Source organism: Pseudomonas sp. GWSMS-1 (assembly GCF_049847425.1).
In the GTDB taxonomy this organism is placed as follows: Bacteria; Pseudomonadota; Gammaproteobacteria; order Pseudomonadales; family Pseudomonadaceae; genus Aquipseudomonas.
The window spans coordinates 39,914-62,653 of record NZ_JBMHHV010000003.1; the positions used below are offsets into that span (position 1 = coordinate 39,914).

At 60.1% G+C, this 22,740-nt stretch carries 23 protein-coding genes; 8 read left to right on the forward strand and 15 right to left on the reverse strand.

Annotation, left to right across the window (positions count from 1 at the left end; all coding sequences use genetic code 11):
• Positions 1–17: 17 nt before the first annotated feature.
• Positions 18–1,712 (reverse strand): L-lactate permease, encoded by a 1,695-nt coding sequence (locus tag ACEPAJ_RS01040; protein WP_425913003.1) that lies wholly within the window; start codon positions 1,710–1,712, stop codon positions 18–20.
• 308 nt (positions 1,713–2,020) lie between these two features.
• Between ACEPAJ_RS01040 and ACEPAJ_RS01045 the strand changes: the two genes are divergently transcribed.
• Positions 2,021–2,800, forward strand: coding sequence for an FCD domain-containing protein (locus tag ACEPAJ_RS01045; protein ID WP_425913004.1), 780 nt, complete (start codon positions 2,021–2,023; stop codon positions 2,798–2,800).
• On the opposite strand, the gene ACEPAJ_RS01050 is transcribed toward ACEPAJ_RS01045, so the two are convergent.
• From ACEPAJ_RS01050 to ACEPAJ_RS01080, 7 genes are all read right to left on the reverse strand, one after another.
• Complete coding sequence (locus ACEPAJ_RS01050) at positions 2,797–4,260, reverse strand: ATP-binding protein (protein WP_425913006.1); 1,464 nt, start codon at positions 4,258–4,260, stop codon at positions 2,797–2,799. The two genes, ACEPAJ_RS01045 and ACEPAJ_RS01050, sit on opposite strands and share 4 nt — an antisense overlap.
• Positions 4,260–4,919 carry a response regulator gene (locus ACEPAJ_RS01055; protein ID WP_425913007.1) on the reverse strand — a complete coding sequence of 220 codons (660 nt, stop codon included), beginning with the start codon at positions 4,917–4,919 and terminating at the stop codon, positions 4,260–4,262. The genes ACEPAJ_RS01050 and ACEPAJ_RS01055 overlap by 1 nt, the downstream gene beginning before the upstream one ends.
• 139 nt (positions 4,920–5,058) lie before the next feature.
• Positions 5,059–5,709 (reverse strand): hypothetical protein, encoded by a 651-nt coding sequence (locus ACEPAJ_RS01060; RefSeq protein ID WP_425913009.1) that lies wholly within the window; start codon positions 5,707–5,709, stop codon positions 5,059–5,061.
• Between the two features lie 9 nt (positions 5,710–5,718).
• The gene (locus ACEPAJ_RS01065) at positions 5,719–6,510 is read right to left on the reverse strand and encodes an SDR family oxidoreductase (RefSeq protein WP_090243633.1); all 792 of its coding nucleotides are present in this window, start codon (positions 6,508–6,510) and stop codon (positions 5,719–5,721) included.
• A gap of 8 nt (positions 6,511–6,518) precedes the next feature.
• Positions 6,519–7,172 carry a TenA family transcriptional regulator gene (locus ACEPAJ_RS01070; protein ID WP_425913011.1) on the reverse strand — a complete coding sequence of 218 codons (654 nt, stop codon included), beginning with the start codon at positions 7,170–7,172 and terminating at the stop codon, positions 6,519–6,521.
• The gene (locus tag ACEPAJ_RS01075; protein ID WP_425913013.1) at positions 7,172–8,656 is read right to left on the reverse strand and encodes an AMP-binding protein; all 1,485 of its coding nucleotides are present in this window, start codon (positions 8,654–8,656) and stop codon (positions 7,172–7,174) included. The genes ACEPAJ_RS01070 and ACEPAJ_RS01075 overlap by 1 nt, the downstream gene beginning before the upstream one ends.
• Positions 8,640–9,329, reverse strand: a complete 690-nt coding sequence (locus ACEPAJ_RS01080; protein ID WP_425913015.1) for a thermostable hemolysin — start codon at positions 9,327–9,329, stop codon at positions 8,640–8,642. Before ACEPAJ_RS01080 ends, ACEPAJ_RS01075 begins: the two co-directional genes overlap by 17 nt.
• A 209-nt stretch (positions 9,330–9,538) precedes the next feature.
• On the opposite strand from ACEPAJ_RS01080, the gene ACEPAJ_RS01085 reads away from it, so the two are divergent.
• From ACEPAJ_RS01085 to ACEPAJ_RS01095, 3 genes are all read left to right on the forward strand, one after another.
• On the forward strand, positions 9,539–9,952 hold the full coding sequence (locus ACEPAJ_RS01085) for a hypothetical protein (protein ID WP_274086264.1): 414 nt from the start codon (positions 9,539–9,541) through the stop codon (positions 9,950–9,952).
• A 150-nt stretch (positions 9,953–10,102) separates the two neighbouring features.
• The gene (locus ACEPAJ_RS01090) at positions 10,103–10,684 is read left to right on the forward strand and encodes a DJ-1/PfpI family protein (RefSeq protein ID WP_425913017.1); all 582 of its coding nucleotides are present in this window, start codon (positions 10,103–10,105) and stop codon (positions 10,682–10,684) included.
• A 56-nt stretch (positions 10,685–10,740) separates the two neighbouring features.
• Positions 10,741–11,043: a ribbon-helix-helix domain-containing protein gene (locus tag ACEPAJ_RS01095; protein ID WP_425913018.1), complete on the forward strand. Its 303-nt coding sequence runs from the start codon at positions 10,741–10,743 to the stop codon at positions 11,041–11,043.
• 5 nt (positions 11,044–11,048) lie between these two features.
• On the opposite strand, the gene ACEPAJ_RS01100 is transcribed toward ACEPAJ_RS01095, so the two are convergent.
• Positions 11,049–12,065: a DUF4917 family protein gene (locus tag ACEPAJ_RS01100; RefSeq protein WP_425913019.1), complete on the reverse strand. Its 1,017-nt coding sequence runs from the start codon at positions 12,063–12,065 to the stop codon at positions 11,049–11,051.
• Between the two features lie 225 nt (positions 12,066–12,290).
• Between ACEPAJ_RS01100 and ACEPAJ_RS01105 the strand changes: the two genes are divergently transcribed.
• Positions 12,291–12,632 (forward strand): FKBP-type peptidyl-prolyl cis-trans isomerase, encoded by a 342-nt coding sequence (locus ACEPAJ_RS01105; RefSeq protein ID WP_322949199.1) that lies wholly within the window; start codon positions 12,291–12,293, stop codon positions 12,630–12,632.
• A gap of 122 nt (positions 12,633–12,754) precedes the next feature.
• On the opposite strand, the gene ACEPAJ_RS01110 is transcribed toward ACEPAJ_RS01105, so the two are convergent.
• The 5 genes from ACEPAJ_RS01110 to ACEPAJ_RS01130 all read right to left on the reverse strand — a co-directional run bounded on the left by ACEPAJ_RS01110 (position 12,755) and on the right by ACEPAJ_RS01130 (position 17,593).
• Positions 12,755–13,807 carry a GGDEF domain-containing protein gene (locus ACEPAJ_RS01110; RefSeq protein WP_425913022.1) on the reverse strand — a complete coding sequence of 351 codons (1,053 nt, stop codon included), beginning with the start codon at positions 13,805–13,807 and terminating at the stop codon, positions 12,755–12,757.
• A 267-nt stretch (positions 13,808–14,074) separates the two neighbouring features.
• Positions 14,075–14,728, reverse strand: coding sequence for a TIGR04211 family SH3 domain-containing protein (locus ACEPAJ_RS01115; RefSeq protein ID WP_425913024.1), 654 nt, complete (start codon positions 14,726–14,728; stop codon positions 14,075–14,077).
• A 356-nt stretch (positions 14,729–15,084) separates the two neighbouring features.
• Complete coding sequence (locus ACEPAJ_RS01120) at positions 15,085–15,480, reverse strand: diacylglycerol kinase (RefSeq protein ID WP_425913026.1); 396 nt, start codon at positions 15,478–15,480, stop codon at positions 15,085–15,087.
• 147 nt (positions 15,481–15,627) lie between these two features.
• Positions 15,628–16,920 (reverse strand): sensor histidine kinase, encoded by a 1,293-nt coding sequence (locus ACEPAJ_RS01125; protein ID WP_425913028.1) that lies wholly within the window; start codon positions 16,918–16,920, stop codon positions 15,628–15,630.
• Positions 16,910–17,593, reverse strand: coding sequence for a response regulator transcription factor (locus ACEPAJ_RS01130; RefSeq protein WP_425913029.1), 684 nt, complete (start codon positions 17,591–17,593; stop codon positions 16,910–16,912). The genes ACEPAJ_RS01125 and ACEPAJ_RS01130 overlap by 11 nt, the downstream gene beginning before the upstream one ends.
• Before the next feature lie 105 nt (positions 17,594–17,698).
• On the opposite strand from ACEPAJ_RS01130, the gene ACEPAJ_RS01135 reads away from it, so the two are divergent.
• The 3 genes from ACEPAJ_RS01135 to ACEPAJ_RS01145 all read left to right on the forward strand — a co-directional run bounded on the left by ACEPAJ_RS01135 (position 17,699) and on the right by ACEPAJ_RS01145 (position 20,981).
• Complete coding sequence (locus ACEPAJ_RS01135; protein ID WP_425913031.1) at positions 17,699–19,657, forward strand: LTA synthase family protein; 1,959 nt, start codon at positions 17,699–17,701, stop codon at positions 19,655–19,657.
• Between the two features lie 50 nt (positions 19,658–19,707).
• Complete coding sequence (locus ACEPAJ_RS01140; protein WP_425913033.1) at positions 19,708–20,451, forward strand: phosphatase PAP2 family protein; 744 nt, start codon at positions 19,708–19,710, stop codon at positions 20,449–20,451.
• A gap of 167 nt (positions 20,452–20,618) precedes the next feature.
• Positions 20,619–20,981, forward strand: a complete 363-nt coding sequence (locus tag ACEPAJ_RS01145; RefSeq protein WP_425913035.1) for a hypothetical protein — start codon at positions 20,619–20,621, stop codon at positions 20,979–20,981.
• 47 nt (positions 20,982–21,028) lie between these two features.
• On the opposite strand, the gene ACEPAJ_RS01150 is transcribed toward ACEPAJ_RS01145, so the two are convergent.
• Positions 21,029–22,552 carry a fumarate hydratase gene (locus ACEPAJ_RS01150; protein ID WP_425913036.1) on the reverse strand — a complete coding sequence of 508 codons (1,524 nt, stop codon included), beginning with the start codon at positions 22,550–22,552 and terminating at the stop codon, positions 21,029–21,031.
• Positions 22,553–22,740: the final 188 nt, after the last annotated feature.

The window sequence follows — 22,740 nt, forward strand, 5'->3', positions numbered from 1 at the left end:
CGCGCCCTAGGCGGTTATTAGCCAGCCATCAGCGGGTCGCTGATGCCCAGTACATACACCGCGAACAGGGCAATCAGGCCGGTAAAGAGTACGTAATACAGGGTAGGCCAGATCGTCTTGCGCAGGATGCTGCCTTCACGGCCGAGTAGGCCGACGGTTGCCGAGGCAGCGACCACGTTGTGGATGGCGACCATGTTGCCGGCGGCGGCACCGATGGCCTGTGCCGAGACAATCAGCGCGCTGGAGATGCCCAGGCTGCTGGCCACACCGAACTGGAACTGGCTGAACATCATGTTGCTGACGGTGTTGGAGCCGGCAATAAACGCCCCCAGCGCACCGACACTCGGTGCCAGCAGTGGGTAGACGCTGCCCACGCTGTCGGCGACCCAGCGTGCCATCAGGATCGGCATGCTCGACAGCTCAGCCGCATTGACCCCAGAGTTGATCAGGATGCGCACCATCGGCACGGTAAACAGCAATACAAAGCCGGCGCTGAGCAGCACCCCAGACGACTCTTTAACCGCCGAACCGAGGGCGCGCAGCTTCATGCCGTGCAGGAAGAACGTGGCGAGCACCACGGCCACCAGAATGCCGCCCGGCAGGTACAGCGGCTGGAAGTTGGCGCTGACACCGGTCTCACCCAGCAGGTCGGGGAAGTTCAGCATCACGCCTTTCAGTGCGGCGCTGACCTCGGGGAAGATTCGGCTGATCACCAGCAGTACGCCAACCAACACGTAGGGCAGCCAGGCGCGCAGGGCGCTCATTGGCTTGGCCGTCAGTTGGTCAAGTTTCATTTCCACGGTGCCCAGCCATTCAGCCGGCCATTTGTCCGCCGGGGCGAAATCCCAGGTGGTTTTTGGCAGCAGAAAGCCCATGCGCGCGGCGCTGGTGACAATCGCCAGGCCAATCAAGCCGCCCGCTAGAGACGGGAACTCCGGACCGAGGAATATGCCAGTCAGTGCATAGGGAATGGTGAACGAGATACCGGCGAAGAGGGCGAACGGCAAGACCGCAAAACCGGCCTTCCAGCTTTTCTCGGCGCCGAAGAAACGCGTCAGCATCAACACCATCACCAGCGGCATTACGGTGCCGACAATGGCGTGGACAATCGCCACTTCACTGGTGATCAGCTGCATGAACTGCGCCCAGGACGAGCCCTGTTCAAGCAGTTGTGCGCCGATGGTGGCTGAGTCCAGGCCCGTATTGACCCCGACGATGATCGGCGTACCCACCGCACCGAACGACACCGGTGTGCTTTGCACCAGCATGCCCATCAGCACCGCCGCCATGGCCGGGAAGCCGATGGCCACTAGCAGCGGTGCAGCGATGGCAGCGGGCGTACCGAAGCCGGACGCGCCTTCAATAAAGCAGCCAAACAGCCAGGCAATGATGATCGCCTGAATGCGTCGGTCCGGGCTGATGGTGGCGAAGCCCGCACGAATCGCGGTGATGCCGCCGGAGTGTTTAAGGGTGTTGAGCAGCAGGATCGCGCCGAAGATGATCCACAGCAGCCCAAGGGTAATCAGCAGACCCTGCACGGTGGAGGCCAGTACACGGTTGAAGCTCATGTCCCAGGCAAATAAGCCGACGCAAGCGGTCAGCAGGTAAACCAGCGGCATGGCGTGCTTGGCTGGCCAGCGCAAGCCAATCAGCAAAATGGCGGCCAGCAGGATAGGGGAGAAGGCAAGTAGAGCAAGAAGACCCGTCGACATGATGATCCCTCCTTAGCGCTGCGCGCTGCGCAAAAGTGAGTGCGGATGCAGCGTGACGGCAAGTGATAAGCGTGTAGCCAACATAGGAGGACCTCGATGGGTTCTTTGAATTGTTTTTGGCAATATTGGTAAGACCAATTTACAAGCAAGCGCGGTCAGGGTAAAAGTGCAGGCTCAGACCTGTCAATCAGCCCGCTTACGACTTTAGTCATAAGCGCCTGTCTTGCGAGCCCGGTAAGCCAGTTATAGGCTTGCCGGCGGCGGGCCAAAAGCCCATGGCGAGTGGTCAAACCAGTGGAGTGCGGAATATGGACGTAGGGTCGGTGAGGCAGCGCCGTTTGTCGGACGATATCGTCAGCCAACTGGAAACGATGATCCTCGAAGGCACGCTCAAGGCCGGCGAGCGCCTGCCGGCTGAGCGGGTCTTGGCTGAGCAGTTCGGCGTGTCACGGCCGTCGCTGCGTGAAGCGATCCAGAAACTGGCGGCCAGGGGGCTGTTGGTCAGTCGTCATGGCGGCGGCAACTTTGTTGCGCAGACCCTGGGCTCGACGTTCAGTGATCCGCTGCTCCACTTGCTGGAGAGCAACCCCGAAGCGCAGCGCGACCTGCTGGAGTTTCGCCACACCCTGGAAGGCTCCTGCGCCTTTTATGCCGCCCAGCGTGCCACTGAACTGGATCGCCAGCGCCTCAGCGAGGCCTTCGCGGCGCTGCAGGATTGCTACAGCCGCAGTGGCAAGGTGACCCGCGCCGAAGAGGGGGCTGCCGATGCCAGCTTCCATTTGGCGATTGCCGAGGCCAGCCATAACGCGGTGTTATTGCACACCATTCGCGGGCTGTTCGACCTGCTCAAACGTAACGTGGTGACTAACATTGGCGGCATGTACGCCCAGCGCGATGAAACCCGCGACATGCTGATCGAGCAGCACCGTGCGTTGTACCAGGCGATTATCGACGGGCGCGCCGAAGACGCCCGTGCACTGTCTAATCGGCATATCGATTACGTGCAGGAAGTGCTGTCTGACGTGCAGCAACAGGTACGTCGTGAAGCGCGCGCCCTGCGCCGCGGCACAACAGGCGCAAAACGTTAGCGGTTTCTCGGCAGCCGTACGGCAACTTCCAGGCCGCCCAAGGGTGATTCGCCCAGGCTGATACTGCCGCGGTGCAGCTCCACGACGCGGCGTACGATAGACAACCCGAGGCCCGCACCCTGGCCGGCGCCGAGCCGGTAGAAGCGTTCGAAGAGTTTTTCCCGCTGCGCCTCTGCCACTCCAGGGCCGCTGTCCTGCACGCGCAGGATAATGGCGTCTGCCTGCGCTTCTAATTGCACCTGAATATGCCCGCTGTCTGGGGTGTATTGCACGGCATTGCTGACCAGGTTCTGCAGCAGCGTACCCAGGCTCGGGCCGTCTGCGAGCAGGACATAATCGGCAGGCTCAATGGCGTCGAGGTTGAGCTCCTGGTGTCGCTCCAAGGCCAGTGGAATCAATTCTGCCAGCTCGTTGCGCACATAGCCGAGCAGGTCCAGTTCGCGCATGGCCAGTTGCACCACGTTGGGGTCCAGGCGCGCCAGGGTCAGTAATTGCGCCACCACGCGTGTGGCGCGCTCCACACCGCTACCAAGCTGGTGCAGGGCGTCGTTGCGGTCTTGTGGGTCGGGGGCATCCATGGCGTTTTGTGCATGAATGCGCAGCACCGCCAGCGGGGTACGCAGTTCATGGGCGGCATCGGCAATAAAGCGTTTTTCCTGATCCAGCAGCTGGTTGACCTGCATCAGCAAGCGGTTGAGCGCGGCGCCCATCGGCTCCAGCTCGATGGGCAAGGGCTCCAGAATTAGCGGTGCGAGGTTGTCGGGCGCGCGCGATTTAATCAGTTCGGCCATGCGCTGCAATGGCCGCAAGCCCCAGCCAATCGCCAGCCACACCAGTAAGGCCAGCAGCGGCAGGCCGACCAGGTCGGGCAGTAGGCTGCGCAGGGCAATTTTTGTCGCCAGTTCGCCGCGTACATCCTCGCGTTCGGCCACCAGAATCATGTGGTTGTCTTGGCGGTCGCGCAGCATAAACAAGCGCCAGTGATAACCATCCAAGGGCACGGTGTGATAACCGACCAGCTGCTCCGCCAGGCTCGACAGTGGTTCAGTATCGAGATGTTGGTGTGCGTTAGCATCGTTTTCGTGGAAGTCTGCGACCATCTTGGCCAGCACCCCGGTGGGTGCGCTCGCCGACTGCAGGAGCATGACGCCCTGTTCGTCGAGGACTTGAAACGCCAGCTTGCCTTCGTAGTTATGGCCGGCGCGTATTTCTCCAGTGGCGCTGTTTTGGCGGCTTTGCAGGGCTTGATTCAGGGCGCCCTGCAGGCTCGTGCGCTCGCTTTTCGACATGTTCTGGCCAACCAAACCGGCCAGCAGGCGCGCGGTTTGCGCCAGCTGCGCATCGAAGAGTTCCTCGATCTCATGCTGGGCATCACGGTAGCTTTTATAGGAAATCAGGGTCATCGACAGGCTGAGTAGGCCGAGTACCAACAGCAGCGTGCGCGCACGGATTGAACGCATCAGGCTTTATCCACCAAATAGCCAACGCCGCGCACGGTGCGGATCAGCTCGGGAAAGAACTTCTTGCGCAGGTGATGCACATGCACCTCCAGGGCATTGCTCTCCAGCTCTTCATCCCAGCCATACAAAGCCTGTTGCAGTTTGTCGCGGGTCATCACCCGGCCCGGCTGGGCGAGCAGTTCGTGCAGCAGGAGGAATTCTTTGCGCGGCAAATTGACCGCCTGGCCCTGATAGCTGACGGCCTGGCTGACCGGGTCAAGGCTGATGCCGCGGTATTCCAGTGCCGGTTGCGGGCGGTTGAAACTGCGTCGCAGCAAAGCGCGCATGCGCGCTTTGAGCTCGGCGACATCGAAGGGTTTGACCAGGTAATCATCGGCCCCGGCATCCAGCCCGGCGATGCGGTCGCTGGTGGAGTCGCGGGCGGTCAGTACCAGTACCGGCACCGGATTGGCGGCAGCACGTAGGTGCTTGAGTACTTGCAGGCCGTCCATGCGCGGCAGGCCAAGGTCGAGGATGGCCAGTTCGAAACTCTCGCTGGTCAGCGCATGCAGTGCACTGCTGCCATCCTGAACCCAGTCGACGGTGTAACCCTCAGGCTTTAGCGCGGTGCGAATCCCTTCGCCAAGGGCTTTGTCATCTTCGACCAGCAGAATACGCATGCAGCCACTTCCTGTTTTTTATTCAAACGTACGTGCTGAGACTAACAGACCCTTGCAAAGCCTAGGCGAGTAAGTCGAGGCTGTTTTAAACACCTGATCGGCTCCCCAGGGGACCGATCAGGTGGGGTTTTGCGGCGTATTACTTGAGCTCGGCGTTGACCTTACTGAGTAGCGCTTGAATATCCTGTTTGCGCCCAGCATCGGCGGACAGGCGATTAGGGCGTGCCGGTGCTTGCAGGGCTTTTTCCAATGCCACTTTGGCTTCGGCATAGCGCTTGGCGCGGGCTAGGTAATCGGCATAGAAGTAGTTGGGGTCGATGCCGTCCGGGTTGATGGCCAGGGCCTGCTTGAGCATGGCTTCGGCTTTTTCATCATCGCCAAAGCCGATTGGCCAGCCGGGCACTTGGTAATACAGGCTGCCGAGGCTGGTGTAGGCCGAGCCGGACAGCGCTTTGGGGTCCAGTACCAGGCCCTGTTCCAGGCTGGCTTTGGCCTCCTTGACCAAGCCGAGTGCACCCAGGCCACCTTTGGCGCCCGCGTAGGTGCTGAGGATGATGCCGTTCCAGATATGCAACTCAGCGGCGTTCGGTTCGGCGCTGACGGCTTTTTGCGCTTGTTCGCTGAGGCTGGCAAAGGCTTTTTCGCGCTGCTCTTTAGGCACCTGATAATTGATCTCGGCCCAGCGGTCTTGCAGGCTTTGCAGTTGCGTCTGGCCTTGTTCGCTTAAGGCGAAGGCGGGCAGGCTGGCGAAGCAGAGCAGGGCGCAGGCGGCGTTACGGATAGGGTTCATACAGGCTCCTTAGGGTTTGCTGCGGGCAAAACGCTGAATAATTGGTAGTTGCTTGCGCAGGGCCTGGTCGACCACTCGCGGCAGCAAGCTATTGAGGCGTACGAAGAGTTTTTCCGGCCAGCCGAGGTAGCGTTCTTCTTCCTCGCGACGGATGGCGGCCAGCAGTTGCAAGGCCACGCTGTGCGGGTCATCCATGGCCACGTTCAACTCGTCATTCATGGCCACCACGTTAGCGGCGTTCATGCTGGTTTGCGTCGCGCGCGGGGCGAAGTAGAGAACCTTCACCTGAGTGTCCGCCAGTTCACGGCGCAGGGCTTCGGAGAAACCGCGCAGGGCGAACTTGCTGGCGCAATACGCGCTAAAGCCGGGGTAACCGATGGAGCCAAATGTCGAACCAAGATTGACCACCAGCGCGCGGCCCTGCTGGCGCAGCATGGGCAGCAAGCGGTGGGTCAGTTGCAGCGTGGCGGTGACATTGAGACCGATTAGATCAGCGATGGCCGTTTCATCATGCTGCTCGAGCAGGCCGAAGTGATTGACCCCGGCGGCGTTGATCAGCGTGTTGATGCCGCCGAAGCGCTGCGCGGCAGCGACTACAGCTTCACGACCGCTGCGCTCACGGATATCGGCCTGCACCACTTGGACCTTGCTTGTGTGCGCATTTGCCAGCATCTGCAAGGCGTCGGTTTGGCGGCCGACTAGTAGCAGTTGCGCGCCTTCTTCCAGCAAGGCCGCGACCAGCGCCTGGCCGATCCCGCCGCTGGCGCCGGTAATTACGGCACGACATTCATTGAGTTTCATCGAAGTTCCTAGGCGCTTAACGGCAAGCTGCGGAATACGTCGCCGTAGAGGCGGTAAACCACTTTGGCGGTGTGGACCACGGCTGCTTTATCGTCATCGTTGTCCAGCTGGTTCATCAACGTTTTGAAGAATTCGATGTGGTTCAGGTCGAGGCTGCCGTGGGAACTCAGGTAGCTGAAGGCCTTGTTCGGCAGTTGCAGTTTGTCCTGAATCACGCCGGCCACTTGGGTGGCCAGGGCGATGCTGGTGCCTTCCAGCACATTGACCATGCCGAAGAAACTCACCGGGTTATGCCGGGCGATGCGGTCGTAGACGTAGCTGACCATCAATTCGGTCGACATATGCGGCAGGCCGTTACGTACGGCTTCCTTGTCCGCGCCGCAGGCGGCGATGTCATTGAGGACCCATTCCTGGTGGCCTTTTTCTTCGTCGATGTACTCGGCAATGGCCTCGCGCAGCCACTCCAGGCGCTCAGGCAGGCGCGAGCCGCAGGCCATCAGCAAGGGCACTGTGTGTTTAACGTGGTGATAGGCCTCGGTGAGAAAGGCGATGTAGCTGTTCAGGCTGACGGTGCCGGCCATGGCCTGGGCAATGATCGGAGCGCTGAGCAGGTAGTTGCGTTCAGCAGTGGTTTGTTCGAGCAGGGATTCATAGAAGCTCATCAAGCATCTCCATAGCAGGTTTGGTCGGCCATCAACTCTTCGATGGCGCTCTGGTAGTGGGAAAACAGGGCATTACGGCGCAGCCGGCCATTACTGGTCGCCAGCTCGTTGCTGCTGCTGAAAGGGTGCTCGGCGCGCAGCCAGTGGTGCACGCGGGCGTAGTCAGGCAGTGATTGGTTGGCGGTAGCCACGGCTTCGGCCAGTTGGCTGTCGCTGGTCGTCTCGAAGCGCGGCACCAGTACGGCGACGTTGCCGGGTAGGGCTTCGCCGTGCAGCCAGGCTTGGGCAATGGGCAGTTGTTGCACCAACTCGGCCTCGACCCACTCTGGGTTGACGTTGCGGCCAAAGGCGGTGATGAACTGGTGTTTCTTACGCCCGTGCAGCACCAGAAAAGGCCCCTCGAAATGGCCGAGGTCACCGGTGCCCAGCCATTCTTCAGCGGTTACCGGTTCACCCAGATAACCCAGCAGACGCGGGCCTTTGACCTGCACTTCCTGGTCGGCGCCGAGGCGTACCTGTACATGTGGCAAGGGTTGGCCAACGGTGCCGATACGGCGCTGCTCAGGGGTGTTCAGGCAGACCACCGACGCACACTCCGAGAGGCCATAGCCCTCGAAGATCGGCAAGCCAAGGGCGTCGGCACGTTGCAGCAGTTGGCTGGACACGCGACCGCCGCCGACTGCAATAAAACGCAGTGAGTCCGGTACGGGCAGACCGCGTTCGGCGGCGCTGACCAGCGCCAATAGCAGCTGCGGTAGCAGGATCAGGCTGTTGGGTTGCGCCTGACCCAGGGCCGTCAGAAAGCGCGGCAGGTCAAATTGGCTGGCGCCCAGCAGGCCGACTTGCGCCATAGGCATCAACTCGATTTGCGCGCCGGCCAGCAGGGGGGCGTAAATGCCGGCGATATTCTCCAGCAGGGTGGCCAGCGGCAGTACGCAGAGGTGGCGTTCAACCTGACAACTGGCGCTGGCCTTCACCAGGCTCTGGGCCACGGCCAGTTGTGTCGCCACATCCAGGCACACACCTTTGGGCTGACCGGTGGTGCCAGAGGTGTAAGTGATCTTGCAGGTGCCGACGGGTAATTCGCTGACCACCGCGCGCGGCCGTTGCAGCACACCGACTGCGCTCGCTGTTGCACTCGCACTGAAACCCAGCGCGCTGTATAGCGTATTGTCCGGGCCGATCAGGCAGTCGATGCTGGCACTGTCGAGTACATGCACCTGCTGATTGGTGGAGAAGAAGCCCGGTACGGGCACGCAGACCAGCCCGGCATGCAGGGTGGCCAAGTCCCAGAGTACCCAGTCAATGCCGTTATCCAGCGCCAGGGCAATGCGTCGGGCGCCGAGCTGTTGCAGGTGTTGGCTGCGGACTTCGATCTCGGCCAATAACTGGGCATAACTCAGGCTTCGGCTGCCTTCACGCAAGGCGATGGCGTCACCGAGGGCGGCCAGGTGCTCGAAAAATGGTTTAGCGGCAGGCCACATTGGGCATGTCCTCCAGGGCATAAAAAGCTTGGTGGGCCAGGCGTGGATAGGCGCCCAGCTGCAACAGGCGCTGGTGCCCGGCATAGATGTCACCGGCCATCACTTGCGGCTGGTTGTCGTAATAGGTGCCCCAGTCGGCCTGTTCATCGCCCAGGCAGTCAGGGTTGGCTGGGCCCAGCGCTACGGGTGTCAGGCCCAGGCGTTGGAAGCTGTTGAGCAGCGCCAGGGTGCCGGTGAAGGTCACCCAGCGATAACCCAGCGCCACCAGCAGGTCGGTCAGCGCCACAATCAGCAGGCGGGCGGCGCCGGGGCTGCCCGCAGCCAGGTTGCCGACTTCCACCAGTTGCGTGCGCTGCGGTGCATTGGCCACTTTCTTGGTGGCAATCACCTGTTCTGCCGGTTGCTGCAGATAACGCTCAAGGAACAACGGGCCGCTGCCGGCACTGCGCAAACCCACGGCGCCGAGCAGTTGTCCGCTGCTGTCTTCCAGGCTCAGCAGGCAGGGCATGAAATGACGGATGTGGGCCTGATGCTGTGCGGCGAAACGCTCGCCGATAAAGGCTTCAATGCCCGCCCGGCGCGGGCTTTGGCTGTTGGCCAGGTAGAGACTGAGCGGTTGCTCACGGCCGATCTGTGCAAGTGCAGTATCTTGATACACCCAAGGCAGCTCCATAAACGGAACCTCATCTGAGAACCTGGGTGTGAGTCTCTGCCCTCAGTCTTAACGCTAAATTAAGGCGATAAATATTCTGCGCAGGCGGCTAAGGGCATTTCATTGCTTGCACTGCAGCCACTCCAGCCCATAGCCTGCGAAGGCTGCCTGTGGCGTGACCACCGGCTCGATTTGCCCTGACATTTAACGCCAAACGCTCGGAGATAGTTATGCCCCCTATGGATACTGAGCAACAACTGGCGGCCCGTCTGGCCATCCTGGAAAACCCTGAAGCGCAGGACTGCACGGTATACCGCGCGGATGATCAGGACCCGGAAGCCGAGGAAGTGGATTTGGGTGATGCCAAGGTGCTGTTCTGCGGCCCGTTTGAGGCGCCCGCTGATTGGGATGCGGCAGAGCGTGAAGAGTATTTCGGCGACAGCGCGCCTGAGCTGTTCGTCAATGCGCGCATCGAGTGCGAAGCCAAGCCAGGTTCCAAGAGCCATTTCACTGTGGATATCGGTGACTATGTGGCCGCTCAGCCCGGTCTTGGCGAAGTGGTGATGTTTTACGTGCACGACTACCTGGAAGACGACAGCGGTTGCACCTATGTGCTGCTGCGTGATGAGGAAGTGCTGGAGTAACACCCGCCCAGACGCTGAGCTGCTTTAGGTGGCTCAGCGTTTTTTAGCCGCCGTCGGTCCAAGATGTGCCCTGTAGTACCGGGTTATTACCCACGTCGGGCAGATCGGGACAACACTCTGTGCTTCTCAATCAATAAAGGGAGCAAGCACATGGCCGCGAAAAAGATTCTCATGCTGGTCGGCGACTACGTCGAAGACTACGAAGTGATGGTGCCGTTTCAGGCGCTGCTGATGGTCGGTCATCAGGTGCATGCTGTGTGCCCAGACAAGACCGCCGGGCAGAGCGTGCGCACCGCCATCCACGACTTTGAAGGCGAGCAGACTTACAGCGAAAAGCCGGGGCATAACTTTGCCCTGAATTTCGACTTTGCCCAGGTCAAGGCCGACGCCTATGACGCCCTGGTAATCCCAGGTGGTCGTGCGCCGGAGTACTTGCGTTTGAATGAGCAGGTGCTGGCGCTGGTGCAGGCGTTCGATAAGGCCGGTAAGCCAATTGCTGCGGTTTGCCACGGTGCGCAGTTGCTGGCCGCCGCCGGTGTATTGAAAGGCCGCGAATGCAGTGCTTATCCGGCCTGTGCGCCAGAGGTGAAACTGGCGGGCGGGCAATATATCGATATCGCCGTGGACCAGGCCCATGTACAGGGCAATCTGGTTACCGCTCCGGCTTGGCCGGCGCACCCAAACTGGTTAGCTGCGTTCCTGAAAGTGCTGGGTACCCAGATCACGCTATAAACGCTAAGCCACATCTGGGGCCTGCGTGGCCCCAGCATCCAACGAGGGAAGCTGCCATGTGCGAGCTTTACGTTAAAGCCGACCCAATTCTCTATGAGTCCCGCGCCCGTTCGCTGCGCATTCGTGGTGTGGTTACCACCCTGCGCCTGGAAAACCAGTTCTGGGACATCCTGCGCGAGATCGCCGAAGTCGATGGCATGACCACCAATCAGCTGATTACCAAGCTGTATGACGAGGTTATGGACTACCGCGGCGAAGTGGTGAATTTCGCCTCGTTCCTGCGCGTTAGCTGCACCCGTTACCTCAGCCAGCGGCGTGCGCCGGCCGAGTTGAGTGTGGTGCGCTCGATCAGTCAGTAGCGGATTTACTGCGCTGGGGTGATTGCCACGCGCAGCTCGGGATGCCCCAGCGGGTGGCTCAGCGCATCGAAGAAATGCAACGCCACGTCTTGCCCCACGAACAGGTTGGCGTAGTGCTGTTTCTGTTGCTGGATAAACAGTGGGTTGTGCGGGTAGATCGATATAGCCAGGGTTTTCAGCCCCGCTTGCAGCAAGGCCTGAACCAGGTGCTGATCCTGCGCCGCGAGGTTATGGCCGAAAATGCACAGCGTTTCTTTGGGCTGCGATAGCTGGCTGTAGCAGAACGACAGGTAGTCGGAACTGCGAATGGCTTTGAGCTTGTCGGCGCTGCTGCCTTCGTTGACGAACAGCGGGATATCGCCCAACTGGTTGATGGCGAAACTGGCCAGCAAGGTGCTTTCCGATGAATTGAGAATGCGCGTGCTGCCGTCGATGTTCTTCACCAGGTGCATGCCGCCGTGCAGGTAGAGCATGCGTGTGGCGCTGCTCTGGCGGGCGTTATTGCCGAGGTCAAAGGTCGAGTCGGGGCCACGGAACATCTCTTCAAACGCGTCCTGGTTCTGCATCACTGCCCAGTAGTTGAGCAGGTCGTAATTGCCGGAATAGACCGTCTGATACTGGCTGAGGGCGCTGTTGATCCGCGTCAGGCTGGATGCCTGCATTTGGCTCCAGGGAATGTGCACCGAGCGTACGGCGTGGATCAGCGCTTCCTTGATGGCGAAATAGCGGTGGCGCGGCGACGACGAGTTGATGGTCAGCGCGGCATTGACCCGAATGCTGTTCTTCAGGGCACTGAGCACCTGCTCGAAGTTGCTGGTATCAAGCGCGCGGAACACGCTCAGCTCGGTTGGGCTGAGCGGGCGGTTACGGGTGGTCTGGGCTTCGTCAAACAGCGAAAAGTAGGCGAATTTGCGCCATACCGCGAGACTCGCGCCGTTGCCAATCAACAACTCGGGGCAACCGATGCTGCTGTTCAGGGTACTCCAGTCTTCCAGTTCGCCAGTAAATGCCGGGATTTGCATAATCGCTACTTGTCGCCTTGGGCCGTGGTTGTGCAGGGCGCGACTTTAGCACGAGCGGCGTGTGTGCTTGAGCAGCTGTCGTTTAGCCTGGTGGTTTAGTCAGGCGCGGGCTTTGGCTATGCTGGAGTTGAGGTATGCGTGACCGATCAGGCCCGGCGGCGGTCTGGTAAGGGTGAGTCTGCTGTTATGTTTTAGACCTGCCATGTGTGGACAAGAGAGAGCGCGATGAATAACGAATTAGTGATCGAAGATATTCAGCTGGGTGACGGTAAGGAAGTGGTCAAAGGTGCACTGATCACCACGCAATACGATGGCTATTTGGAAGATGGCCGCAAGTTCGACTCATCCTATGACCGCGGCAAGGCTTTCCAGTGCGTGATTGGCAGCGGTCGTGTGATCAAGGGCTGGGACATCGGCATGATGGGCATGAAGGTCGGCGGTAAGCGCAAGTTGTACGTGCCCGCGCATCTGGCTTATGGCGAGCGTGAGTTCGGCGCGCATATCAAACCGAATTCCAATCTGATCTTCGAAATTGAGCTGCTGGAAGTGCTGACGCGCGATGAGTAAGAGCCGCTGCTTGTGACTCTGGGCCAGCAATAGCGCTTGCAGGTAGGCGGGGGCTTGCAACTGAGTCGATCAGCCTTGGGCTGCGGTTGTCTTCACCTAGGGCGACAACCGTATACAGCCGATCAACACGTCGCTACTTCTACTCTGTTGCGTCCCGCGGACTTGCCGGCGTAGAGCGCGTAATCCGCTCGTGCAATGGCGCTGCTGAGTGGCTCTTCAGCCCGATACTGGCTGATGCCAATGGACAGCGTCACCTGGACTGTAGTGCCGTCACAGTCTATGACCAGTCCTTCGATTGCCTTGCGTATGCGCTCTGCGCTGACAGCCGCCTGTTCAAAGTCGGTTTCGGGCAATACCGCAAGAAACTCTTCGCCGCCCCAACGGCCAATAAAGTCCTGTTCACGCATAGAGCCTTTGAGTGAGTCGCTTACCGCCGCGAGCACTCGGTCACCCATATCGTGGCCGTATTGATCATTGATCTGTTTGAAGTGATCAATATCCATCAGCAATAAGGTGAGGTTGCTGGGACGGCGATGGTGTCGCGCCAGTTCCTTTTCGGTCAGCGCAATCATGTGCCGGCGGTTGAACAGGCCGGTCAACGAGTCCGTTGTGGCCATCCGCGCCAGGCTCTTGTGGGCGCGGGTTACGGTGCTCACATAGAACAGCGCCAGATAGCTGAACATCAAGAACACCACAGTCAAATTGAAAACATGCACACCCAGCAAGGCGCTAGATGAGATGGGCTGCAGCGGTTCGATGTACCACATCAGCACATCCAGCCCTACGTAGTAGGCCCACAGGCCCGCCGCCAGGAGCCAGGCGCTGCGCGCACGCATGGTCACGAATAAGGCTGGGATGAACATGAGCAAGAAGTAGTGAAAGCCACTTTCCCAGCCAATCAGCACGGTCCCAAGTCCTGCGTGTACCAGGACCTCGGTGCGGATCAGTAGAATCGCCAGGCGGTTACGGCGTTGCTGGAACGCACGGTAGGCGTAGGCATACATGGCCACGCTGAGCACGTTTACCCAGGCCAGAATGGGGGAGCCCAGCAGGATGAAAATAAACAAAAAAGCGATATCGACGCAGGCCGCTATCTGACAGCAACGCATGGAAAGCTGCCAAAACTCGGGGCGAGCGTTGCGCTTGTGCGGGTTATTTGAGCGCATCCCTAGCATTTAGGCTGTTCCCTCACGTTCCGGTTATGAGTGCCGGTTTTTATTAGACGCCTGGCTGATTACAGGCAGCTGAGGCGCTGTTTGACGTGCAGTGTGAATCGTCCCGGGTGATCTTGTCAGTACCAAACGTACGTTAGACCGCAAACCGCTGTTGTGGTGGCTTGATTTGGCCCCGAGGGCCGTGCATTCGGTGAACGATCATACCCGTGGGCCACAGATAGGCAGGTGGGTGAAGGCGCTCACCCACCGCCAGTGGATTTCAGCCCATTAGACCCACTGATCATTACGTTTGCGCTTTACCCGCAGCAGCGTCGGCAGGATCAGACCGGCGATTAAACCCGCTCCCGCGATACCGCCACCGTAGGCCATGTAGCGCATTAACACCTGCTGGTTCTCTTCGCCGAGTTGCGCCTGCAGTTCGCGTAACTCCGAGTTGGCCTGGCTCAGTTCACTATCAAGCGCAGAGCGTGCGGTTTGCAGCTCATCGATCAGGGTTTTGCGTGAGTCCAGGGTTTCCTGCATGCCCTGTACGCGGGTTTCCCAGGTGGTGTTGATGCCGTCTAGCTCGGCGCTCAGCTCGCTGACCTGTTGTTGCAGTTGCGGCAGGCGTTCTGCCTGGCCTGGCACGTCCTGTAGGTCGCGGCTGGGAATCCATACCGCGCTGCCGTTCTCGCCACGTACCTGGCTGTAATTACCGTCGCTGCGCAGCAATGTGACCTTCTGCCCGGAGGTCAGCGTGCCGACGATGCGATAGCCGTCAGTTGGGCCGCTGCGTACATAGGTATTCAGGCTGTCACTGACCCAGCGCGTGGTGCTGGCATCGTCTTGCGCGTGCGCGCTAACGCTGACCAGTAGGCAGGCACCGAGGGCTAGGTGGTGCAGAGGGGAAAGGCTGGAGGGGGCATGGCGGGATAGGGACATGGGGGCAATCTTCACATGGCGATTAAACGAAACCCTGCAGCGGGTGTGATAAAGCCGGCCAGGCGCGTGGGCGCAAATAGGTGCATGAGCAAGGTGGCGTGCTGCAACGCCTCTGCTGGTGGGCAAATGGCCATACAGGCCACCCGCTGGGCCGACAGCAGACAGACACTCGACGGGGGCGCAGAGTTCACTCGGCGCTGGGCGCAGGGTTGCCCAGCCCCGGTCGTTCAGGCCGTTGGATTGGTCGGCCTGGGGCTGTTTGACGGCCCCAGGCACGCCGGGTTCGAACGCCTGAGATGCTGATGTGCAACGCGGCGGCGATCATACGCCGCTGCTGGGAAACGCGAGTTTTTAACTCAGAGCAGGATCATGCCCCAGGTCAGGCCAATCATCAGCAGGGCGATAAACTGCGCCGCGCTGCCCATGTCCTTGGCTTGTTTGGACAGTGGGTGGAGGCTCAGGGAGATACGGTCCACGGTGGCTTCGATAGCAGAGTTGAGCAGCTCGACGATCAGCGACAGCAGCGGCACAAGCATCAGTAACAGGCGCTCACTGCGTGTGACGTCGACCAGGCATGCCAGCGGAAGCAGCACGACATTGAGCAGCAGCAACTGGCGGAACGCCGCCTCGCCGCGGTAGGCCGCTTGCAAGCCCATCAGCGAATAGCCGCCGGCGTCGAGAATGCGCCGCAGCCCGGTGCGGCCTTTGAGCGAGAGGGCGTCGTGCGTCTCTGCATTGGGTTTGCCGTTCATGTTGGCAGCTCCAGTTTCTGCAGTTGTGTACGGCGCAGCAGCGCGCCCATGGGGTACAGGCGATTGGGGGTAGGCAGGGCAAGCATGGCTGAGCGTCCAGTAAGGGGGAACGCTCGCCACATTAGGTGTCAGGGCATCAACAGGCTGTTAAGGGGATGTGAAAATTTCGTTAGCGGGTGGGTTGAATTTGACGGTGAAGCAGGTGCCACCCTCTGCACGGCTCTGCACAGTGATACTCCAGCCTTGCTTGGCGCAGATGCGTTTTACCAGCGAGAGCCCCAGCCCGAGCCCTTCACCGCGTGCCTGCGGGCCGCGTACGAAGGGTTGGAAGATCTGCTCGTGCTGCTCGTGGGGAATGCCCGCACCACTGTCCTCCACACGAAAGCCGCCTTCTTCCAGCACCAGGCGAACCACGCCGTGTTCGGTGTAATGCAGGGCGTTGCGCAACAAGTTAGCCATGACCGTACTGAGGAAGGTGGCGTTGTAGAGGCCGTTATCGTTGCCTTCTTGCGCATGCTGGAAGGCTAACCCCTTGTCATTGAACATCGGCTCCCAGCGCTCTATTTGTGCCGCCGCGATACTGGCGAGGCTGCTGTCTGCAACAAAAGCGCTTTCATTGGCTTTGCTGCGGGCCAGTTGCAAGAAGGTCTGCACCAGCTCGCGCATTTCCTCACAGGCTCTGGTGATGCGCTCAAGCTGTTGGCGTTCACGGGGTGACAGGGCGGCTTCTGCAAGCAGTTCGCAGGAGGTGGCAATGACCATCAAGGGTGTGCGCAATTCATGGCTGACATCGCTGGTGAACAGGCGCTCACGCTCCAGCGATTGGCGTACCTGCCCCAGGGTGCTGTCGAAGGCGGCGGCCAGTTGGCCCACTTCGTCATCGGGGTAGTCCGGTGCCAGCGGCGGGGCCAGGGTGTGCAACTGGTCGCGGTGGCGAACCTGTTGCGCCAGGCGGCTGACCGGTGCCATGACCCTGCGCGCCATGATCAGGCCCAAAGCCCAGGCGCCGACGACGGTCAGCAGAAAGCCGGCGAGTACAACATTGAACAGGGCTTGCTCGCGGGCCTCGAATTCGTGCTGCTCTTGCACCAGCTGGTAGGTGTTGCCGTTGATTTCCTGCACATAAACGTAAAAAGCTTTGTCCCCGTCAAATACCTCATTGAAGCCCTCCGACAGCCCGGCGTATTGCTCGGGAATGGCGTAGCCGGGGAGGTTGGAGGCAAAAAAGCGTGTGCTGGAATCCAGGCGAGGGCGGTTGCCATGTTTGAGGTCTTCATGCAGCACGGTATCCAACTCGCGGCTGAGTTCCTCGGACACCAGATGTTCTTCAAGAACATGCACCACCGCCACGATACTCAGCGAAAACAGGCCGCTGACCAGCGTCGTCATCAGCACAAAGGCGATCAGGATGCGCTGGGCGAACGGTTGCTTAGACGCCATTGGCATGCTCCGCCAGGCGATAGCCGACGCCGTGCAAGGTATGCAGCAGCGGGGTCGCGAAGGGTTTATCCAGCACTTGGCGCAGTTGATGGATGTGGCTGCGTAAGCTGTCGCTGTCTGGACTGTCGTCCCCCCAGAGCGCTTCTTCCAGCGCTTCGCGGCGGATCACCGCCGGGCTCTTCTGCATCAGTACGGCCAATAATTTGAGGCCGATGGGGTTGAGCTTGAGTGGCTGCCCAGCACGGCTGACATGCAGCGTGTCGAGGTCATAGACCAGGTCGGCGACTTTCAGCTGGCGTTTGCGGCTGCCCTGGCTGCGCCGCAGGATCGCCTCAATGCGCGCCACCAGTTCGGACAACGCGAAGGGTTTGATCAGGTAGTCGTCAGCGCCGGCATTCAGTCCTTGCAGGCGATCATCCAGTGCATCGCGGGCCGTCAGCATCAGAATGGGCACCTCATTATGACCATCCTCACGCAGGCGCTTGCACACCTGATAGCCGTCAATGCCGGGCAGCATGATGTCCAGCACGATCAGGTCATAGTGGCCACTGCTGGCCAGGTGCAAGCCGCCCAAACCATCTTGCGCGCAATCAACGCTAAAGCCTTTGAGCTGCAGGTAGTCGAGTATGTTGGCCAGAATATCGCGGTTATCTTCGATGACCAGGATGCGCATGAGCGGGTGTTCCTTTCGCGTTGACGTTTTTTTCACATCGTTTTGACAAGCGCCTCACAGATGCAGTTGCACACTGCGGCACGTTCATCCAAGCAGGATCATACGATGCCTCAGCTCCACTTCGCGCAACTTCGTTACCTGTCGATCATCGTGACGGCATGGTTGGTGGTTTTTTTTCTGACCCGCAGTGCGCTGCTGGCCACCCATCTGAGCGACGCCAATGTCAGTGTGCTGCAGTTGTTCAGCCTGTATGGGGTTGGCGTGGTGTATGACCTGAGCTTCCTGCTCTACGCCAGCCTGCCGCTTGCCGTGTACCTGCTGCTGTGCCCGCGGCGCCTGTGGCAGCAGCGCTGGCATAAACAGTTGCTGCTCGGCGTGGTCGGGGTCAGCCTGTTTGTCATGCTGTTTACCGCGGTGGCGGAGTGGCTGTTCTGGGATGAGTTCGGCGTGCGCTTCAACTTTATCGCCGTGGACTACTTGGTGTACTCCGAGGAGGTGATCAACAACATCCTCGAGTCCTACCCGATTGACCCACTCCTGGCGATGCTGGCGATCGTGGCCATTGCCACCACTGCGCTGTTGCGTAAAGCGGTGCTGGCGGCTCTGGATGCACCGCGCCTGCGGCCGTTGCCGGCACTGCTCAGTGTGTTGGCGGTGCTGTCGCTGGCCGGTTTGAGTAGTCTGCTGATTGGTCAGGATGCCCCGCGGGGCACGGATGGCAACGCCTACCAGCGCGAGTTAGCGAGCAATGGTCCATTCCAGTTCTTTGCCGCGTTTCGTAATAACGAGCTGGATTACCTGCAGTTCTACGCCACCCTGGCGGATGCTGACGTGGCCGGTCTGCTGCGCAATGAGGTGCGTGAGCCGAATGCGCGTTTTATCGGCAGTGACCCGCAAGACATCCGCCGGGTGATCGACAACCCGGGCAAGCCTGAGCGGCTGAACGTGGTGCTGGTGACCATCGAAAGCCTGAGTGCCAAGTACCTGGGCAGCTTTGGCGACACGCGTGGCTTGACGCCAAACCTGGATCAATTGCGCCAGCAGAGCCTGAGTTTCAGTAACTTCTACGCCACCGGTACGCGTACGGACCGTGGTTTAGAGGCCATTAGCCTGTCCATGCCGCCAACGCCTGGGCGCTCCATCGTCAAACGTATCGGCCGTGAGTCTGGCTTCGGCAGCCTCGGGCAGCAGTTCAGCGCGCAGGGCTATGACAGCGTGTTTCTCTATGGTGGGCGTGGCTATTTCGACAATATGAATGCCTTCTTCGGCGGCAATGGTTATCGCATCGTTGACCAGAGCAGCGTGGCCGAGGCGGATATGGTGTTCCAGAACGCCTGGGGCATGTCCGATGAGGACATCTACACGCAGACGATCAAGGTAGCCGACGCGGATCATGCCGCCGGCAAACCCTTCTTTCTGCAGTTGATGACCACCTCCAACCATCGGCCGTATACCTACCCTGAAGGCCGTATCGACATCCCATCCGGTGATGGTCGCGAAGGGGCGGTGAAGTACACCGACTACGCCATCGGCCAATTCCTTGCCCAGGCGCGGGATAAACCCTGGTTCAAGCAGACGGTGTTTATTTTTGTCGCAGACCACACGGCAGGCAGTGCCGGCAAAGAAGACCTGCCGGTAGCCAATTACCACATTCCGCTGTTCATCTATGCCCCAGCGCATATCCAGCCGCGCGAATTCAATGACGTAGCCAGTCAGATCGACCTGGCGCCCACGCTGCTGGGGTTGCTGAATATGGACTATGTCTCGACCTTCTTCGGCCGCAATGTGCTGCGCGATGACCGTGCGCCAGGGCGTGCGCTGCTGGGTAACTACCAGCACCTGGGGCTGTTCGACGGTTCCAGCCTGGCGATTCTAAGCCCGCGTAAAAACATGCGCCGCCATGATGATGCGCTCGGCCTGAGCCATGAGATTGCAGTGGATGCCTCCGATGAGTTGCAGCGTCGCAACATCGCCTATTACCAGGGCGCCAGCCACGCCTTTAAAGAACACCTGATTGCCTGGCGGCCGACCCTGTTGCCTGACGAGCAACTGAGTAAGCGTTAACCCTAAAACTTTCAGGCACTGCCGCGCAGTGCCTTGGTTGGAGCACCGTTATGCGGGCCAATCGGTCTAGTGAGTTCTCACGTTATTTTGATTTCCGGCTGGGCCTGGGCATACCTCTGCTGCTGATGGCCTTGCTATTGCTGCTTGACCCCAGCGGCCTGGATTTCGCCATCGAGCGCCTGTTCTACCAACCGGGCCAGGGCTTTATTGGAAAACACAGCTTTTGGTTGGAAGACATCCTGCACGACCGGGCCAAGCAGCTGGTTATCGTGTTTGGTGTGCTGGCCATTATTGGCTTTGTCATCAGCCTGTTACCCACCCGTTTTAGGGTGTGGCGTCGGTCGCTGGGGTTCTTGGTCCTGGCGCTGGGGATCTCGACCAGTGTGGTTACGCCCTTGAAGGCGCTCACCGCCGTGCATTGCCCTTGGAGCTTGAGTGAGTTTGGCGGCACGGAGACCTTTACCCCGCTGCTGAGTGAGCGCGCTGCAACGGAAAGTCCAGGGCGTTGCTGGCCGGGTGGCCATGCCTCATCGGGGTTTTCCTTGCTGGCGCTGTTTTTTCTCCTGCGTGACAAACGCCCGCGAAGTGCACGTGTCGCGTTGGTATTCGCGTTGGGGCTGGGTGCGCTGTTTTCGTTGGGGCGAATGATGCAGGGCGCGCATTTCCTGTCGCACAACCTGTGGACCTTGCTCTTCGACTGGACGATCTGCCTGCTCTGTTATCGCTGGGTGCTCTATCGCGCGCCGCTGCCTCAGCACGCCGAACAACCTGTACTTAAACCGCTGGAGGGCTAGTTAATGGCACGCATGGTTTACCTGTGTCGTCTTGGTTTTGCTGCACTGCTATTTACGCTCGCTTTAGTGGCACTGCCTTACAGCATGGCGTGGAGCGCAGAGGCTGTTTTGCCAAGCCCGCTATGTCCGCTTATCCAGGGCGCTTGAGGCAGCTGCGGATGATCAGCATGCCTGCTGTGACCTGGTTAAGAATGGCCGCGCTTGGCGTGGCGGCAGTGTTGCTGTGCGGTTGCCAACATACCCGCGAGCAGATGCAGGCCGAGGGTTACCCACCGGCCTTTGTTGATGGTTTTGAAGCGGGTTGCAGCAGTGGCCGACAAGCCGCTGGCGCACTCGATGGTTTCCGCAAGGATGTGCCGCGCTACCTGGCAGCGCCGCTGTATGCCCAAGGCTGGGACGATGGCTTTCGCCAATGTCAGGCCACTCAGCAAAGCGCCCTTGAGCGCGAGTGGCATGACGACGATTGGCGTGACCGCGAATGGCGTGCGCATGTTGATCAGTCCATGGCGCAGGCGCTGCGGCGTCGCTAAAACAACAAACCCGGCACTAGGCCGGGTTTGTGTTAACGCTGCAACGCTTACTTGATTTCGACTGCCAGGCTGTCGTGGATCTTCTTGTTCCAGATCGCTGGACCGGTGATGTGCACCGACTCGCCCTTGGTGTCGACTGCCACGGTTACCGGCATGTCTTTCACGTCGAACTCGTAGATGGCTTCCATGCCCAGTTCGGCAAAGGCCACCACGCGCGACTTCTTGATCGCCTGGGCGACCAGATAAGCGGCGCCGCCGACGGCCATCAGGTACACGGCTTTGTTGTCCTTGATTGCCTCGATGGCAATTGGGCCGCGCTCGGATTTACCGATCATGCCCAGCAGGCCGGTGCTTTCGAGGATCTGCCGGGTGAACTTATCCATCCGCGTGGCGGTGGTCGGGCCGGCCGGACCGACAACTTCTTCGCGTACCGGATCGACTGGGCCGACGTAATAGATAAAGCGACCTTTCAGATCGACTGGCAGCGCTTCACCTTTATTCAGCATATCGACCATGCGCTTGTGCGCAGCGTCGCGGCCAGTGAGCATTTTGCCGTTGAGCAGCACGGTTTCGCCCGGCTTCCAGCTCTGCACGTCTTCCGGCGTCAGGGTGTCGAGGTCAACGCGGCGTGCGCTCGGGCCGGCTTCCCAGACGATTTCTGGGTAGGCGGACAGGTCCGGCGCTTCCAGCTCGGCTGGGCCAGTGCCGTCGAGCACGAAGTGCGCGTGACGGGTGGCGGCGCAGTTAGGGATCATACACACCGGCAAGCTGGCAGCGTGGGTCGGGTAATCCATGATCTTCACGTCGAGCACGGTGGTCAGGCCGCCGAGGCCCTGGGCGCCGATGCCCAACTGGTTCACTTTTTCGAACAGTTCGAGGCGCATTTCCTCGATCTTGTTCTGCGGGCCGCGGGCTTTCAGCTCATGGATGTCGATCGACTCCATCAGCACTTCCTTGGCCATTACCGCGGCTTTCTCGGCGGTGCCGCCGATGCCGATCCCGAGCATGCCAGGCGGGCACCAGCCCGCGCCCATTTCCGGGACGGTCTTGAGTACCCAGTCGACGATCGAGTCGGACGGGTTGAGCATGGCCATCTTCGATTTGTTCTCGGAGCCACCACCTTTGGCGGCAACGTCCACTTCAACTTTATCGCCTGGGACGATGGAGAAGTGGATGACTGCTGGGGTGTTGTCCTTGGTGTTCTTTCGTGCACCCGCTGGGTCGGCCAGAATCGAGGCGCGCAGGACGTTTTCCGGCAGGTTGTAAGCGCGGCGAACGCCTTCGTTGATCATGTCGTCAACGCCCATGGTCGCGCCATCCCAGCGCACATCCATGCCCACACGGATAAATACGGTGACGATGCCGGTGTCCTGGCAGATCGGCCGGTGACCGGTGGCACACATACGCGAGTTGATCAGAATCTGTGCCATGGAGTCGCGCGCAGCGGGCGACTCTTCGCGCAGGTAGGCCTCGTGCATGGCCTGGATAAAGTCCACGGGGTGGTAGTAAGAAATAAACTGCAGGGCGTCGGCGACGCTCTGAATCAGGTCGTCTTGCTTGATCACGGTCATGCTATGCGCTCCCTTTATATGGGTAGGAGTAGGGCAGGAACTTCGAAGCGCGCAGGGGCATACCCGGCGCAGGCTTATCAGGGCCAGAGGACAAGATAAAAAAGGCGCGAAAGTATACCGTGCACGCCGCCGGGCGGACACCTCGGCAGGCTTAGATCATGGTCGCTGATCGGTTACTGACGTCGATT

Excerpts from the sequence above, each read along its gene's own strand:
- ACEPAJ_RS01125 (WP_425913028.1), bottom strand. The coding sequence starts at position 16,920 with ATGGCGTCTAAGCAACCGTTCGCCCAGCGCATCCTGATCGCCTTTGTG.
- ACEPAJ_RS01050 (WP_425913006.1), bottom strand. The coding sequence starts at position 4,260 with ATGCGTTCAATCCGTGCGCGCACGCTGCTGTTGGTACTCGGCCTACTC.
- ACEPAJ_RS01105 (WP_322949199.1), top strand. The coding sequence starts at position 12,291 with ATGAATAACGAATTAGTGATCGAAGATATTCAGCTGGGTGACGGTAAG.
- ACEPAJ_RS01040 (WP_425913003.1), bottom strand. The coding sequence starts at position 1,712 with ATGTCGACGGGTCTTCTTGCTCTACTTGCCTTCTCCCCTATCCTGCTG.
- ACEPAJ_RS01140 (WP_425913033.1), top strand. The coding sequence starts at position 19,708 with ATGCGGGCCAATCGGTCTAGTGAGTTCTCACGTTATTTTGATTTCCGG.
- ACEPAJ_RS01145 (WP_425913035.1), top strand. The coding sequence starts at position 20,619 with ATGCCTGCTGTGACCTGGTTAAGAATGGCCGCGCTTGGCGTGGCGGCA.
- ACEPAJ_RS01075 (WP_425913013.1), bottom strand. The coding sequence starts at position 8,656 with ATGTGGCCTGCCGCTAAACCATTTTTCGAGCACCTGGCCGCCCTCGGT.
- ACEPAJ_RS01110 (WP_425913022.1), bottom strand. The coding sequence starts at position 13,807 with ATGCTAGGGATGCGCTCAAATAACCCGCACAAGCGCAACGCTCGCCCC.
- ACEPAJ_RS01130 (WP_425913029.1), bottom strand. The coding sequence starts at position 17,593 with ATGCGCATCCTGGTCATCGAAGATAACCGCGATATTCTGGCCAACATA.
- ACEPAJ_RS01070 (WP_425913011.1), bottom strand. The coding sequence starts at position 7,172 with ATGAGCTTCTATGAATCCCTGCTCGAACAAACCACTGCTGAACGCAAC.
- ACEPAJ_RS01095 (WP_425913018.1), top strand. The coding sequence starts at position 10,741 with ATGTGCGAGCTTTACGTTAAAGCCGACCCAATTCTCTATGAGTCCCGC.
- ACEPAJ_RS01065 (WP_090243633.1), bottom strand. The coding sequence starts at position 6,510 with ATGAAACTCAATGAATGTCGTGCCGTAATTACCGGCGCCAGCGGCGGG.
- ACEPAJ_RS01090 (WP_425913017.1), top strand. The coding sequence starts at position 10,103 with ATGGCCGCGAAAAAGATTCTCATGCTGGTCGGCGACTACGTCGAAGAC.
- ACEPAJ_RS01120 (WP_425913026.1), bottom strand. The coding sequence starts at position 15,480 with ATGAACGGCAAACCCAATGCAGAGACGCACGACGCCCTCTCGCTCAAA.
- ACEPAJ_RS01150 (WP_425913036.1), bottom strand. The coding sequence starts at position 22,552 with ATGACCGTGATCAAGCAAGACGACCTGATTCAGAGCGTCGCCGACGCC.
- ACEPAJ_RS01045 (WP_425913004.1), top strand. The coding sequence starts at position 2,021 with ATGGACGTAGGGTCGGTGAGGCAGCGCCGTTTGTCGGACGATATCGTC.
- ACEPAJ_RS01085 (WP_274086264.1), top strand. The coding sequence starts at position 9,539 with ATGCCCCCTATGGATACTGAGCAACAACTGGCGGCCCGTCTGGCCATC.
- ACEPAJ_RS01080 (WP_425913015.1), bottom strand. The coding sequence starts at position 9,329 with ATGGAGCTGCCTTGGGTGTATCAAGATACTGCACTTGCACAGATCGGC.
- ACEPAJ_RS01135 (WP_425913031.1), top strand. The coding sequence starts at position 17,699 with ATGCCTCAGCTCCACTTCGCGCAACTTCGTTACCTGTCGATCATCGTG.
- ACEPAJ_RS01060 (WP_425913009.1), bottom strand. The coding sequence starts at position 5,709 with ATGAACCCTATCCGTAACGCCGCCTGCGCCCTGCTCTGCTTCGCCAGC.
- ACEPAJ_RS01100 (WP_425913019.1), bottom strand. The coding sequence starts at position 12,065 with ATGCAAATCCCGGCATTTACTGGCGAACTGGAAGACTGGAGTACCCTG.
- ACEPAJ_RS01115 (WP_425913024.1), bottom strand. The coding sequence starts at position 14,728 with ATGTCCCTATCCCGCCATGCCCCCTCCAGCCTTTCCCCTCTGCACCAC.
- ACEPAJ_RS01055 (WP_425913007.1), bottom strand. The coding sequence starts at position 4,919 with ATGCGTATTCTGCTGGTCGAAGATGACAAAGCCCTTGGCGAAGGGATT.